Source organism: Actinophytocola sp. (assembly GCF_049647105.1).
GTDB lineage: Bacteria > Actinomycetota > Actinomycetes > Mycobacteriales > Pseudonocardiaceae > Actinophytocola.
Map to the genome: position 1 here is coordinate 49,213 of NZ_JBARWZ010000276.1, position 13,950 is coordinate 63,162.

A 13,950-nucleotide genomic window follows, 5' to 3' on the forward strand; every position below is an offset into this window, starting at 1 on the left:
CAGACTCAGCAGATGCCGCAGGCCGGGCAGACCATGCAAATCCAGCAAGCCGCACACGCCAGGCAAGCCGCACACGCCAGGCAGCCTCTGCAAGCTGGGCATCCCGCGCAAGCCAAGCAGCCCCCTCAAGCCGGGCAGGTCGAGCCGTGGCGGGACGGGGCGGGACCGACGCCACGGCCTTGGAGCGCGGTCCGGCAACCGCACCCTGCGGGTGCGTCGGCCGACGCGTGGCGGGTTGGCGCCGGGGGTGCGCGGCAGGCTTCCTGGCCGCCGGGACGGCCGCCTGAGTCCACTTTGGACTCTAATCAGGCGGTGCGGCGGCGGTCTTCGTTGTGGGCTCGGGTCACCATTCTCGGGTATGTGGTGGCTGGGGTGACCGCGCTCGTCGCCGGGTTGGTGTCTGCCGGGTTGGTGGTCAAGCAGTCGCGGGATGTTCTGCGGGAGCAGCTTTCCGCTCAGGCGGACGTCGTGTCCGCGCAGCTTGGGGACGTGCCGGTTGCTGGTCGGCGGGTGGCCGAGATTCTCGACGGGCTCAACGTGGGCGTGGTGCGGCGGGGGCGCAACGGTGGGATCGCCGGGGACGACCAGCAGGCCGTGCGTGCGGCGCGGCGAGCCGGGTTTGCCCAGGTGACCGCCGAGCGGCCCTTGCACGGGACGGTGACCATCGGCGGGGTCGAGTACATCGTCGAGGGGCGCGCGGTGGATGACCGGGGTGCGGTCGCGCTCGTCCAGCAGGTGGATCTCGCCAGCGGGACCGGGCGGGACCTGCTTCGCAGCCTGCTGTTGGCGTTGGGGGTCGGCATCCTGGTCGCCGCGCTCGCCGGGATGGTGCTCGCTCGGTTGCTGGCCCGTCCGCTGCGGCGTACAGCGGACGTCGCGGTGAGCATGCGGCACGGGCGGCGTGATCTTCGGGTGCCCGCGGACGGGCCCAAGGAACTCGTGGAGGTCGGGGAGGCGATCAACGCGCTTGCCGACGCCCTCGCTCGCAGTGAGGCCCGGCAGCGCGAGTTCCTCCTCTCGGTGTCGCACGAGCTGCGGACGCCGCTCACCGCTGTGCGCGGGTTTGCCGAATCACTTGCCGACGGGGTGGTGACCGGTGACGAGGTGCCTGCCGTCGGTCGCACCATCGAGACCGAGGCCGGGCGGCTCGACCGGCTCGTGTCCGATCTCCTCGACCTCGCGCGGCTCGGGGCCGACGACTTCCGGCTCGACGTCCTCGACGTCGATCTCTCCACTCTCCTCGCCGAGTCCGCTCGGGTGTGGGAAAGCCGGTGTGCCGTGGCGGGGGTGCCGTTCCGGGTCGAGAGTCCCGGACAGCCCGTCGTCGTGCGGACCGATCCGCGGCGGGTTCGGCAGGTCGTCGACGGGCTCGCCTCCAACGCCCTGCGTGCCACCCCCGCCGGAGCGCCGGTCGTGCTCGCGTTGCGGGTCGTGCCCGGTGGCGCGGTGCTCGAAGTGCGTGACGGCGGGCCCGGTCTCTCCGACGAGGACTACCGCGCCGCGTTCCAGCGTGGCGTCCTCCACTCGCGCTACCTTGGGGTCCGACCCGTCGGCACCGGGATCGGGCTGGCACTCGTGCACGGGCTCGTCACCCGGCTCGGGGGCGCCGTCGACGCCGGACCCGCACCGGAAGGTGGCGCCAGGTTCAGCGTGACCCTTCCTCGGTGAGTCCCTCCGCCAGCACCTCCGCCAGGTGCACCGCCTTGCGGTCACTGCCGTGCGCCACCTGCGTGCGGCAGCTGAAACCGTCCGCGATCACCACGGCGTCCTCGGCCGCCGCCCGTACGGCGGGCAACAACCCGCGTTCCGCCAGTGCCTGCGACACCTCGTAGTGCTCGCGTTCGAAGCCGAAGTTGCCCGCCAGACCACAACAGCCCGTCGGCACCGCCGTCATGTCCACGCCCGCCTCCGCCAGCAGCTCGGTCTCCGCCGAGTACCCCAGCGTCGCGTGCTGGTGACAGTGGACCTGCGTGACCGCCTCGCGGTCCACCGAGGGCGGAGTCCACTCTGGAGCGTACGTACGCAGGAAACCCGCCAGTGTGAACGAGTTCGACACCGTGCGGGTGTCGCCCGTCAGCTCCGGCACGTCCGTCTTCAACGCCGACAGGCAGCTCGGCTCCAGGCCCACGATCGGCGTGCCCGCGTCCAGGTGCGGGGTCAGCACCTTCAGGCTTCTCCGCATCACCTTGCGTGCCACCGAAAGCTGACCCGTCGACACCCACGTCAGCCCGCAGCACACCGAACCCTTCGGCAGCACCGGGTTGAAGCCCGCCGCCCGCAGCACCCGCACCGCCGCGATCCCCGCCGACGGCGTGAAGAAGTTCGTGAACGTGTCCGGCCACAACACCACCGGCCGGCCAGAACCCGGATTCCGGCTCAACCACCGGGTGAACGACTCCGGCGCGACCTCCGGCAGCGCACGCTCCGGCGCGATCCCGCCCATCCGCTTCAGCATCGGCGCCAGCCGGCCCGACAGTGCCGCGTTCGCCACCCGTGGCATCCGGGCCGCCAGCCGCAGCCACAGCGGCAGCCACCCCATCGAGTAGTGCGACGCCGGCCGCAGCCGCCGCCGGTAGTGGTGGTGCAGGAACTCCGCCTTGTAGGTGGCCATGTCCACGTTCACCGGGCAGTCGCTCTTGCACCCCTTGCACGACAGGCACAGGTCCAGGGCATCCCGCACCTCGGTCGAGCGCCAGCCATCGGTGATCACGTCACCCGCCAGCATCTCGTACAGCAACCTCGCCCTGCCGCGCGTCGAGTGCCGCTCCTCGCCGGTCACCTGGAAGCTGGGGCACATCACCGAACCCGAGTGGTTGCGGCACTTCGCGACCCCCACGCAACGCCGCATGGCCTGCCCGAAGTCACCGTCGTCGTGCGGGTAGGCGAACGCCGTCCGCACCGCCGACAGCGGGACGAACCGCAGGTTCTCGTCCACCCGGTACGGGCGCACCACCATGCCGGGGTTCATCCGGTCGCGCGGATCCCAGAACGCCTTGAACCGCTCGAACAACGCCATCGCCGCCGGTGAGTACATGCGCGGCAGCAGCTCAGCACGCACCTGTCCGTCGCCGTGCTCGCCAGACAGCGATCCACCGTGCCGGGCCACCAGGTCCGCGCCCTCCTCGATGAACCGGCGGAACACCACGCGCCCATCGTCGTGGACGAGGTCGAAGTCGATGCGGATGTGGATGCAGCCCTCGCCGAAGTGGCCGTAGGTCACCCCGCGCAGGCCGTGCTTCGCCAGCAGCGCACGCAGTTCCCGCAGGTAGGCGCCCAGCCGGTCCGGCGGCACCGCCGTGTCCTCCCAGCCGGGCCACGCCTCCGACCCGTCCGCCATGCGGGTCGAGATGCCCGACCCCTCCTCACGCAGCCGCCACAGCGCACGCTGCGCCGCAGGGTCGGTCAGCACCTGGTGCGGCACGCCGACCACCTCGGCGATGGCGTGCGCGGCCGCCACCCCGTCGACCTCGACGAACAGCCACGCGCCGCCGTCGGGCAGGGCGGGCGGTGGCTCGGGGTTGCGGGCCGCGCGCAACGCGACGATCCGCTCGTCCATGCTCTCCACGGTCAGCGGCCGGTGCGGCAGGATCGCGGGCACCGTGTCGGCCGCGGCGACGTCGTCCGCGAAGCCCAGCACCAGGAGCGCCCGCTCCTTCGGCAGGTCCACCAGCCGGACCGTCGCGCCGAGCACCGTCACGCACGTGCCCTCCGTGCCCACCAGCGCCTTCGCGAGGTCGCGGCCGTGCTCTGGCAGCAGGTGGTGCAGCGCGTACCCGGACACCTGCCGCCCGAGCCTGCCGAACTCCGTGCGCAGCACCGCGAGGTTCTCGTCGACCAGTTTCCGCAGTTCCGGCGGGAGTTCGCGGTCACGGCCGACGGTCATGCGGACGCCGTCGTAGGTGAGGACGTCCAGCTCGACCACGTTCTCGAGCGTCGTGCCCCACGCGACGGAGTGCGAGCCGCACGAGTTGTTGCCGATCATGCCGCCGAGCGTGCAGCGGCTGTGCGTCGACGGGTCCGGCCCGAACGTCAGCCCGTGCGGCGCGGCCGCGGCCCGCAGGTCGTCGAGCACCACGCCCGGCTCGATCCGCGCCGTGCGAGTCTCCGGGTCGATGGTGAAGTGGTCGAGGCGCGTCAGGTCCAGCACGAGCCCGCCGCCGGTCGAGTTGCCTGCGAGGCTGGTGCCGCCGCCCCTCGGCACGACCGGCACGTCGTGCTCACGCGCCGCGGCCACCGCGGCCACCACGTCGTCGACGCTGTCCGGCCGCACCACCCCGACCGGCACCTGCCGGTAGTTGGAGGCGTCCATCGTGTACAGCGCTCTGGTGCCCGCGTCGAAGCTCACGTCACCCGACACGGTCTCGGTCAGCCTGCGCTGAAGATCCATGGCCACCGATGCTGCCACGGATCGGGACTCGAGGCGGGTCGGCCTCCGGCCCCCGGTTTCCAGCCTGCCAGAAGGGGCCGACGGTTTCGGGTGGTTGTCCACAGGTGCGGCGGTTGTCCACAGGGCCACAGCGCGACGGCCGGGCGTTGTCGGTGCCTTGCCGTAGCGTGGTGACCGGGGGCCGGAGGCCGACCCTCCATCAGTCCGCCGCCGTCAGTCCGCCGCCGTCAGTCGGCCACCGTCAGTCGGCCGCCGTCAGTCCGCCGGGTTCGTCACGAAGCCTTCCTTCACCAGCCAGTCGCGGGCGACCACCGCCGGGTCCTGGCCTTCGCCGTCGATCTTCACCGACAGCTCCAGGATCACCTCGTTGTTCAGCTTCGCCGACACCGGTTCCATCACCTCCGCGATCGCCGGGTAGCGGTCCAGGTACTCCTTGCGGACCGTCACCGCCGCGTTGTACTGCGGGAACGACTTCTTGTCGTCCTCCAGTACCGCGAGGTCCAGGGTCAGGATGCGGCCGTCGGTGGTGAAGACCTCGCCGAAGTTGCACGTGCGGCCCGTCGCCAGCGTCGCGTAGATGGCGCCGACACCGAAGGTCTTGATGTCGCCGTCCGGCACGTCGTAGCCGTACTTCTGTTCGGCGCCGAGGAGCCCGTCCTGCCTGCTGATGAACTCCGACTCCATGCAGAACGAACCGAGCGACGGATCCTTTTCCAGCAGCGCGACCATGTCGGACATCGTCTTCAGCCCGTGCTCGTCGGCGAACTCGCGGGTGGTGGCCAGCGCGTACTTGTCGTTCACCGGCGAGTACTCCAGCCACGCGATGCCGAACCGCTCCAGGTCCGCCTTCTTCACCGCGTCGTACTGCTGTTGCTCGTCTGGGATGGGCACGGTCTCCTGCTGGAAGTTGATCCAGCTGGTCCCCGTGTACTCCCAGTAGAGATCGATGTCGCCGGCCTCCAGTGCCTGCCGCACCGCGGGCGATCCCTGGATGTTCGTCAGGTCCTCGATGTCCGCGCCCGCCGCCGACAACGCGACCTCCGCGATGTAGGACAACAGGATCTGCTCGGTGAAGTTCTTCGACCCCACCCGGATGGACACACCCGCCAAAGACGGCTCCGGCTGGATCGAGCCAGGGCTCACCTCGAACGGCAGCTTGTAACCCGCCTCCAGCCCGCATCCGCCGACCAGCACCGCACACGCCGCGGCCAGCGCGGCCAGCCGCTTCACCGCAACCCCTTCGGGCCGAGGTACCGCTCCGCGAGCGCGCCAAGCCAGTCGACCAGCAACGCCAGCCCCACCGCCAGTGCGGCGCCGGTGAGCAGCACCGTCGTGCGTGCCACCTTGTAGCCGGAGTCGATCACGAAGCCGAGGCCGCCGCCGTTCACGAACAACGCGAGCGTCGCCGTGCCCACCGCCAGCACCAGCGACGTCCGCAGGCCGGCCAGAATGAGTGGTACGGCAAGGGGAAGCTCCACCCTGCGCAACACCGTGAACGACGACATGCCGATGCCTCTCCCCGCGTCGACGAGTGCCGGGTCGATCTGCTGGATGCCCACGATCGTGTTGCGCAGCACCGGAAGCAGCGACACGAACGCCAGCGGGATGGCCGCCGCCCACAGCCCTTCCTGTTCTGTCCACAAGAAGTAGAGGACGATCACCCCGATCGCGGGTGCCGCCTGGCCGATCGTCGCGACGCCGAGGAACAGCGGCGCGAACCACCGCGCCCACTGCCGGGTGAGGACGATGCCGAGCGGGATCGCCACCACCACAACGAGAACCGTCACCGCGGCGGTGATCAGCAGGTGCTCCCACGTCGCCGTCAGCAGCGTGGCCGCGTTGAGCGACACCACCTCGATCGCGTCCAGTTCCTGGCTGAACGCCCACACCAGCACGCCGCCGACCAGCACCACCGCCGCGATCGGTTGCAGGAACAGGCGGAGCAGCTCCGCACGCCGCGACCCGGACTCGGTCGTCAGCACCGCGTCCGTGACACTCACGACTGGTGCTCCTCACGCAGTTCGCGGATCTTCGCGACCACCGTGTCCAGCTGCACGGTCCCGGCGTACTCGCCGCGCGAACCCGTGACGACCGCGTCGCCGCCCTCCGTGAGGATCGCCTCCAGTGCGTCCTGCAGCGTCGACTGCGTGGACACGACAACGCCGACCGGTCTCCCGAGCGCCGCCAGCGACTCGCCACTGAGCTGCCGGGCATGCACCCACCGCAGCGGCCTGCTCCGCTCGTCCAGCACCAGCACGAACTTGCGGTCCTCCGCGTCAAGTCGTTGCCGCACAGCGGAAGGCGCTTCGTCGAGGGCGGCGGTCGCCGCCTCGCCCAGCTCGATGTCCCGCACCCGCAACAAGGTCAGCTGCTTCAGCGACGCACCCGCGCCGACGAAGCCGGCCACCGTGTCGTCCGCCGGGTTCGCGAGGATCGCCTCCGGGGTGTCGTACTGCAGGATCCGCGACCGGTCGCCCAGCACCGCGATCCGGTCGCCGAGCTTCACCGCCTCGTCGAAGTCGTGGGTGACGAACACGATGGTCTTGTGCAGCTCCGCCTGCAGCCGCAGCAGCTCGTCCTGCAGGTTGCCCCGGGTGATGGGGTCGACCGCGCCGAACGGCTCGTCCATCAGCAGCACCGGCGGGTCGGCCGCGAGTGCCCGCGCCACCCCGACCCGCTGCTGCTGCCCGCCCGACAGCTGGCGCGGGTACCGGTGCACGAACTCCGCCGGGTCGAGGCCGACCAGCGACAGCATCTCCTCGACCCGTTCGGTGATCTGCTTCCTCGGCCACTTCAGCAGGCCCGGCACGACCGCCACGTTCTGCGCGACGGTCAGGTGCGGGAACAGGCCCGCCTGCTGGATCGCGTACCCGATGCGCCGCCGCAGGTCGTCTGCGTTCAGCGACAACGCGTCGTCGCCGCCGATGGCGATGCGGCCGGACGTCGGCTCGATCAGCCGGTTGATCATCCGCATGGTGGTGGTCTTGCCGCAACCGGACGGGCCGACGAAGATCGTCGTCTCGCCCGGGTTGATCGTCATCGTGAACCCGTCGACCGCGGGCTCCGCCTGGCCCGCGTACCGCTTCGTCACGTCGGCCAGCTCGATGCCCACGCTGGTCTGCTCAGGCACGGATCCCCCTCGAGGTGGTGAGGCGGGCGACCAGCAGGTACAGCCCGTCGATGAGCAGCGCCATCAGCACGATCCCGATCGTGCCCGCGAGCGCCTGGTTGGTTGCGTTGGCGGCGCCCGCACGGTTCAGCCCGGAGAAGATCTCGGTGCCGAGTCCCGGGCCCTTCGCGTACGCGGCGATCGCGGCGATGCCCATCAGCATCTGCGTCGCCACCCGCATGCCGGCGAGGATCGCGGGCCACGCGAGCCGCAGCTCGATGAGCGTCAGCACCCGAAGCCGGTTCATGCCGATGCCGCGGGCCGCGTCAGTGACCGCGTTGTCGACTCCGCCTAGACCGACGATGGTGTTCCGAATGATCGGCAGCAGGGCGTACAAAACCAGCGCGGTGACCGTCGGTGCCACCCCGAGCCCGACGAACGGGATGAGCAGACCGAGCAGCGCGAACGACGGGATCGTCAGGATCGTGCTCGCCAGCGCGGTGGCGATGGTCGAGCCGACCGGGCTGCGATACACGGCGATACCTGCGACAACGCCGATGAGCGCGGCGACGAGCGTGCACTGGATGACGACGCTGGCGTGTTGGTAGGCCTCGGCGGCGAGCCGCGGCCATCGGTCGGTGACGAACTCCCACAGACTCACCTGGCTCACCGTGGCCCAGATCACAGGGCGGGACAAGGCCCAAAAGTGGGGTGCACCGGCACCGGCGACGGTGATGTCACCGAGACGGCAGGTCCCAAGCAGCCGGGTTCGCCCTAGGCTGGTTAACCGTGAGCCGGAGACAGGTGAGGACCGAGGGCGTGGGTGGCGTGCTGCTCGCCTCGTCGTCGGCCGCGCTCGCGATCGCCGCGCACGGCATCGGCGGCGGCGCGGTGTCCGACTCGCTGTTCACCGTCCTGCTGGCCGCTCTGCTCTCGTGGGGCGGCATGTCGGTCGCCCGCCGCGGCGGCATACCCGCGCTGGTCGGCGTGCTCGGCGTGACACAGCTCTGCCAGCACCTGCTGCTCACCGAGATCGCCAGAGGGCACGGCCACCAGCAGGCGCTGTTCGACGGCTGGTCCATGTTCGCCGCGCACGCCGTCGCCACCGTGCTCACCGCGATACTGCTGACCAGGGCGGGCGTCGCGCTCGGCCTGGTCGCCTGCGCGGTCGCGTGGCTGCTGTCGCGGCTCACCGCGCTCATCGCGGGCCCGGTCCACCACCCGGCCCGGCCCGGCGGCTCACCGCTGCCCGCCCGTCCCGGCGCGTTCCTCGAGCTGCTGTTGCGCGAGGTCTGCGCCCGTCGCGGCCCGCCAGCCCACTCCTGAGAACCCGACACCCCCACCGGACGTGCCACAAGAGCGCGTCAGGAAACTCACATCCAATCTCAGGAGAGACATGTCCACCACACGCTTCATCGCGCGGGCAGGCGTCGTCGCCATCGCAGCCGGTGTGGCCACGATGCTCGGCTCCGGCCTCGCGTCGGCACACGTCACCGCGAAGATCCTCGGCGAGGCCGCGCAGCAGGGCGGCTACTCGAAGATCACCTTCCGGGTGCCGAACGAGGACGACGCCGCCGGCACCGTGAAGCTCGAGATCAAGATGCCGGCCGACACCCCGATCACGTCCGCGCGCACCCGTGCCATGGCCGGCTGGACCGCCCAGATCACCAAGGTCACGCTCGACAAGCCGGTCGAGGTGCACGGCGCCGAGATCAAGGAGGCCATCAGCACGGTCACCTGGACCGCGGCCGCAGGCACGCGCATCGCCCCCGGCCAGTTCGAGGAGTTCGAGCTCTCCGTCGGCCCGCTGCCGGAGACCGAGGAGCTGGTCCTGCCCGCGATCCAGACCTACGAAGGCGGCAAGGTCGTCGCGTGGGACCAGCCGCCAGCCGAGGACGGCTCGGAGCCGGAGCACCCGGCGCCGGTGATCGAGCTGGCACCGGAGGGCGATGACCACCACGGCGGCTCGACGGCCCCGGCGATCGACAACGCGGCCACCGGGTCGGACGACGACAGCACCGAGGCCGCCGCGTCGGGCACCGACGACACCGCCCGCTGGCTGGGTGGCGCCGGGCTGGTGGTCGGCGCGCTCGGGCTCGGCTTCGGGGTCGGCGCGACGCTGCGGGCCCGCAAGGCCATGACCGCGCGGAGCGGCCGGTCATGAGGAAGCTCGCCAAAGCCGTTTCGGTGCTGGCGCTGGCGGGGCTGGGGCTGTTCGCCCTGGCCGCGCCCGCGTCCGCGCACAACTCGCTGACGAGCAGCAACCCGGCCGACGACGCGTCGCTCGACGCGGGCCCCGGCGAGGTCGTGCTCACGTTCGACCAGCCGGTCCAGAAGTCCGAGAGGCTCAACTCCATCGCGGTCACCGGGCCGGACGGCAACCAGTGGCAGGACGGGCCCTCGGCGGTCGACAGCAACGTCGTCACCGTGCCGGTCCGTGAGCTGGGCCCGAAGGGCGTCTACACGATCGGCTACCGGATCGTGTCGGCCGACGGACACCCGGTCTCCGGCGAGCTGAAGTTCACGCTCACCACGGCGGGCAACGGCACCCCGGCGCCGACGCAGAGCGCCGTGGACAGCGATGGCGGCGACGAAGGGCTGCCCGTGTGGGTGTGGCTCGTCGGCGCGGTCGTGCTGCTCGGCGCCGGACTGTTCGTGGCGTTGCGCATCGGCGGCGGCAAGCGGCCGGAATGAAACGGGCATGAACCAGGCCCGGACCACCGCGTTCTCCCGGCTGCACCTGGTCGGGATCGGGATCGGTGCGGCACTGCTCGCGGTGCTGACCGGTCTGTTGCTCACCCCGGTGCGCCCGATCGCCGGGGTGCTGGAGCCGGACGCGGTGGTCCGGTACGGCCTGCCGGTCGTGCGGGTCCTGTTCGACCTGTCGGCCGTGGCGACCGTCGGGCTGAACCTGCTGCCGCTCCTCGTCGGGCTGTCCCGGCCGAAGGACGCGGAGCGGGTGCTGACCGGCGCGCGGCGGGCGGCCGCGTTCAGCGCGCTCGCGCTCGCCGTGTGTGCGCTGGTCACGCTCGTGCTGCAGACCGCGGAGGTGCTGCCGCAGGCGGCGGGCATCTCGTTGCGGCGGGTCGCCGAGTACGTGGTGACGGTGAGCGCCGGCAAGGCGCTGGTGTTCGTCGCGGTGGTCGCGCTCGTGTCGGCTGGGCTGTCGCTGTGGGCGGTGCGGGCCGGTGAGTCGGTGCCCGTCGAACTGCGGGCCGCGGTCGCGTTGTTCGCGTTGCTGCCGCTGCCGGTGACCGGGCATGCCACGAGCTGGCGGTGGCAGGACTACGCGATGATCTCGATGGAGCTGCACGTGCTCGGCGCGGCCGTGTGGACCGGCGGGCTCGGCGCGGTCGCCGTCGTGGTCGCCGCGAACCGCACGCTGCTCGCCCAGACGCTGCCCCGGTTCTCGGCACTCGCGACCGCCTGCCTGAGTGTGGTGGCGGTGACCGGGCTGTTCAACGCGACGGTGGAGCTGACGTCGGTGCCCGGCAGGAACCTGTTCGACGTCCTGTTCGGCACCGGCTACGGAACGCTGGTCATCCTCAAGATCGTCTGCGTCGCCTGCCTCGCCGCGCTCGGCGCCAACATCCGGTGGCGGCTGCTGCCCGGGATCGTGCGCCACCAGCGGACCGCGCTCGTCGGGTGGGCCGCGCTGGAACTTGCTGTCATGTGCGCGGCGTTCGGGTTCGCGGTCGTGCTGACGCGTACGCCGGTGGGCTGACTTCGGTTGCCCGGCTTTTTCGATCCAGTGTTCACTTCCACAGCGGTGAACGGTGAACGGCCGCTCAATGACCGTTCGTCGTCCCGCCGACACTGTGTGCTGTGCCACACGCAGGCGGGACGCCCGCTATGCGGACCAACGGTGAATGGTCAGTCCTGCTCGGTGAACTGCGTCGACGACAACGACGACCGCGCCCGGATACTGGAGATCCTCCGCATCGTCGAATGCCCCCGTTGCTCCAGTTCGCGGCGGCTGATCCAGCCCTCCGCGTGATGCCGGTACGCCTGCGACAGCAGGATCAGCTCGGCGAGGAAGTCCGCGGCCCGCGTTCTGCTGCGACCCTCCGGCAGGCGAGCGACAAGTGGGAGCTGACTCTCGACGACCTGGTCGAGAATCCGGGCCGATGCGAGCGCGCGGCGCGCGCTGCGCTTGTGCTTGATCGCCCTAGCCACCAGAAGGACACCTCGTTCAGGGAGTGGACAGAGGCTAGTTCCACTCAGCGTAGCGCGCTTCGCGAAAACGGCCACCCTGTCCGGCACCCCGAAGGAATGGTTTTCGAGATACCGGCAACGACGTGCGAAGACGCCCTCGCGAGCACGTAGGAAGGGTCGGTTTTCGACGACTCAGCGTTACCGTCCTTGCCCGGCCGGGTCAGGTGTAGCGGGCCCACCGGGCCGAGGTGTTACCCGACCGGACATCCGCTATCCGCCTGAGCAGCTCCGCACGGATGGCGGGCCGCGTGCCGATGATCGGCAACACGCTGGTGATGAGCTTCAGCTCCCGCACGGCACGCAGCACGGGGAACCCTCGCCACCTGGTCACGTCCATGCCGTACGTGCGGGCCAGCTCCCGGTACCGCCCCGCGGGCTCACCGAACCGGATCACGCCCACGGCCAGCGGCGTCAGGTCCCACTCCGCCGGCCCGAGGCTCGAGGAGTCGAAGTCGCACACCACCGGACCGGCCGGGCCGGGGATGAGGTTGCCGAGGTGCGCGTCGCCGTGCACCAGGGACGGCGGTGACGGGAACTCGAGCCTGGCCAGCTGGTCGGCCACCTCGTCGTGCCGGTCCTGGAGGAACGCCAGGTCGGCGTCGGCGAGGTCGGCGGCCTCGCCGATTCGCGCGGCCACGTCGGCCAGCGGCAGCCAGGGCGGCAGCCACGACGCGGGCTCCGGCAGGTCATGGATACGGCGCAGCAGTTTGCCCAGGTCACGCCCTCGGGGCCGCCTGCCGCCGTCAGGCACCGCCTCCCACACCGTGGCGACGTAACCGTCGTAGGTGACCGGCTGTGGCACGCCGGGCAGCAGCCGGACCGCGGGCACGTCGTGCTCGGCCAGCCAGGTGGCCACGTGGACCACCTTCTCGACGCGGTGGTTCAACGCCGTCGAGGCGCCGATACGGACCACCACGGGGGCGCTGGCCAGCCGGAAGACGGCATTGGCGGTGCACTTGATGAGCGTCGCGCCCTCCGGGTCGAGCCCGGCCGCCGCGCACACTCCGGTCAGCACCTCGGCGAGGCGCTCCCCGGAGAACGGACCGCCCCGGGCCGGGTCCGACATGGACACGGTGGACTCCGGTGTCGGCAGCACGGTCACGTCGACCTCGTCACACCGCGTTGTGGGTCTCGGAGAACCGGCGAATGAGGTCCGCCAGGTCACGGGCGTCGGTGAGGTTGCGCCGCTTGTCCGCCTCGATCCGCAGCGGCTCCAGCCGGTCGCGGACCCGCTTGGACTTCAGGTGCTGCGCCATGTCGACGGCCTGCGTTCCGACCTTCGCTCCGTGGTCGATGTCGCCGTCGAGCAGGTGGTTCGTCGCTAGCGCGGACAGGTTGAACGCCTTGCTGCGCGCGTTCTCCTCGCCGTAGGAGTCGATCGCCCTGGTCAGCGCCGGGATGGCGAACTTCGTGTGCCGCGTGTGGACCTTCTGCGCGAGCACCGTGTGCACGGTGCCGATCATCGCGTAGACGTCGTCCTCGTTGAAGAACTTGACCCAGTTGGCGGCCTCGGCGTAGTTCGCGCGGGCGAACTCGTCCCTGGTCCGGCCGATGAGCTGCATCGTCTGTTCCTCGTGGCCCATCATCGCGTAGGCCCATGCCTGGTTCGCGCAGATCACCGCCACGGCCAGCTCGGACCCCGACTGCTGCGCGGCGATCTGCCCGAGCTGGAACATCTTCAGCGCGTCGTCCGGGGCCTCCTTGTGCAGGTAGACCCGGCCCATGCGGTACAGGATGTTCGCGACCAGCTCGTCGCTCTCGCCCGCCTTCGCCAGCTCGAGCGCGCGGCCGAAATGGTTGCGGGACGAGTCGATCAGGCCCACGTCGAACGACGTCCAGCCGGCAAGGTTGTGCAGGTCGGCGAGCGCGACGTGCAGACGTGACTTCACCACGTCGGTCCCCGACGAGTTGAGCATCTGCTGGCCCCACGACAGCTGGGCGACCACGGCGTCCCGGCAGAACCCGCCGCCGTACTGGTAGTCAAGCGAGCGAAGTGCCCTGGTTGCGGCCTCGACCTGCCGGACGTCGGTCATGCCGATCCGGCCGGGCGCCGGCGTCAACACCGGGCTGGACACCCACGACCCCGAGTCGGCGCCGAGCACATGCGCACCCACCGCGACAGCGGCCGCGTGCGCAAGGAACTTGCGACGCTTCACGATCTCCGGCTCCTCAGCCTCCGGGGACTCCCGTGAGTCGGCCACCCGTTGAGCGGTGACTTCGTCGTACGCGAGGCCCATGT

13 protein-coding genes are annotated in these 13,950 nt (G+C 70.8%); 5 read left to right on the forward strand and 8 right to left on the reverse strand.

All coding sequences use genetic code 11. The features are described from left to right. Window positions 1-372 precede the first annotated feature (372 nt). Complete coding sequence (locus tag WBA97_RS32465; RefSeq protein ID WP_424234791.1) at window positions 373-1,668, forward strand: HAMP domain-containing sensor histidine kinase; 1,296 nt, start codon at window positions 373-375, stop codon at window positions 1,666-1,668. Here the strand turns inward: WBA97_RS32465 and WBA97_RS32470 are convergent. The 5 genes from WBA97_RS32470 to WBA97_RS32490 all read right to left on the reverse strand — a co-directional run bounded on the left by WBA97_RS32470 (window position 1,646) and on the right by WBA97_RS32490 (window position 8,157). Then, a complete protein-coding gene (locus WBA97_RS32470; protein ID WP_424234792.1) occupies window positions 1,646-4,387 on the reverse strand; it encodes an FAD-binding and (Fe-S)-binding domain-containing protein in 2,742 nt (913 codons plus the stop codon). The genes WBA97_RS32465 and WBA97_RS32470 overlap by 23 nt on opposite strands. Window positions 4,388-4,642: 255 nt before the next feature. Further along, the gene (locus tag WBA97_RS32475; RefSeq protein ID WP_424234793.1) at window positions 4,643-5,617 is read right to left on the reverse strand and encodes a glycine betaine ABC transporter substrate-binding protein; all 975 of its coding nucleotides are present in this window, start codon (window positions 5,615-5,617) and stop codon (window positions 4,643-4,645) included. Further along, a complete protein-coding gene (locus WBA97_RS32480; protein WP_424234794.1) occupies window positions 5,614-6,387 on the reverse strand; it encodes an ABC transporter permease in 774 nt (257 codons plus the stop codon). Before WBA97_RS32480 ends, WBA97_RS32475 begins: the two co-directional genes overlap by 4 nt. Further along, window positions 6,384-7,517, reverse strand: a complete 1,134-nt coding sequence (locus tag WBA97_RS32485; RefSeq protein WP_424234795.1) for an ABC transporter ATP-binding protein — start codon at window positions 7,515-7,517, stop codon at window positions 6,384-6,386. Before WBA97_RS32485 ends, WBA97_RS32480 begins: the two co-directional genes overlap by 4 nt. Beyond that, window positions 7,510-8,157 carry an ABC transporter permease gene (locus WBA97_RS32490; protein ID WP_424234796.1) on the reverse strand — a complete coding sequence of 216 codons (648 nt, stop codon included), beginning with the start codon at window positions 8,155-8,157 and terminating at the stop codon, window positions 7,510-7,512. Before WBA97_RS32490 ends, WBA97_RS32485 begins: the two co-directional genes overlap by 8 nt. 128 nt (window positions 8,158-8,285) lie before the next feature. Between WBA97_RS32490 and WBA97_RS32495 the strand changes: the two genes are divergently transcribed. The 4 genes from WBA97_RS32495 to WBA97_RS32510 all read left to right on the forward strand — a co-directional run bounded on the left by WBA97_RS32495 (window position 8,286) and on the right by WBA97_RS32510 (window position 11,220). Then, window positions 8,286-8,822, forward strand: coding sequence for a hypothetical protein (locus tag WBA97_RS32495; RefSeq protein ID WP_424234797.1), 537 nt, complete (start codon window positions 8,286-8,288; stop codon window positions 8,820-8,822). Window positions 8,823-8,892: 70 nt separating this feature from the next. Then, on the forward strand, window positions 8,893-9,660 hold the full coding sequence (locus WBA97_RS32500) for a YcnI family protein (protein WP_424234799.1): 768 nt from the start codon (window positions 8,893-8,895) through the stop codon (window positions 9,658-9,660). After that, window positions 9,657-10,190, forward strand: coding sequence for a copper resistance CopC family protein (locus tag WBA97_RS32505; RefSeq protein WP_424234800.1), 534 nt, complete (start codon window positions 9,657-9,659; stop codon window positions 10,188-10,190). Before WBA97_RS32500 ends, WBA97_RS32505 begins: the two co-directional genes overlap by 4 nt. Before the next feature lie 7 nt (window positions 10,191-10,197). Further along, window positions 10,198-11,220, forward strand: coding sequence for a copper resistance D family protein (locus WBA97_RS32510; RefSeq protein ID WP_424234801.1), 1,023 nt, complete (start codon window positions 10,198-10,200; stop codon window positions 11,218-11,220). A gap of 149 nt (window positions 11,221-11,369) precedes the next feature. Here WBA97_RS32510 and WBA97_RS32515 read toward each other — a convergent pair whose 3' ends face one another. The 3 genes from WBA97_RS32515 to WBA97_RS32525 all read right to left on the reverse strand — a co-directional run. After that, window positions 11,370-11,672, reverse strand: coding sequence for a hypothetical protein (locus WBA97_RS32515; protein ID WP_424234802.1), 303 nt, complete (start codon window positions 11,670-11,672; stop codon window positions 11,370-11,372). A gap of 199 nt (window positions 11,673-11,871) precedes the next feature. Further along, window positions 11,872-12,777 (reverse strand): aminoglycoside phosphotransferase family protein, encoded by a 906-nt coding sequence (locus WBA97_RS32520; RefSeq protein ID WP_424234804.1) that lies wholly within the window; start codon window positions 12,775-12,777, stop codon window positions 11,872-11,874. A gap of 46 nt (window positions 12,778-12,823) precedes the next feature. After that, a partial coding sequence (locus WBA97_RS32525; RefSeq protein WP_424234803.1) for a tetratricopeptide repeat protein occupies window positions 12,824-13,950 on the reverse strand: 1,127 nt, incomplete at its 5' end.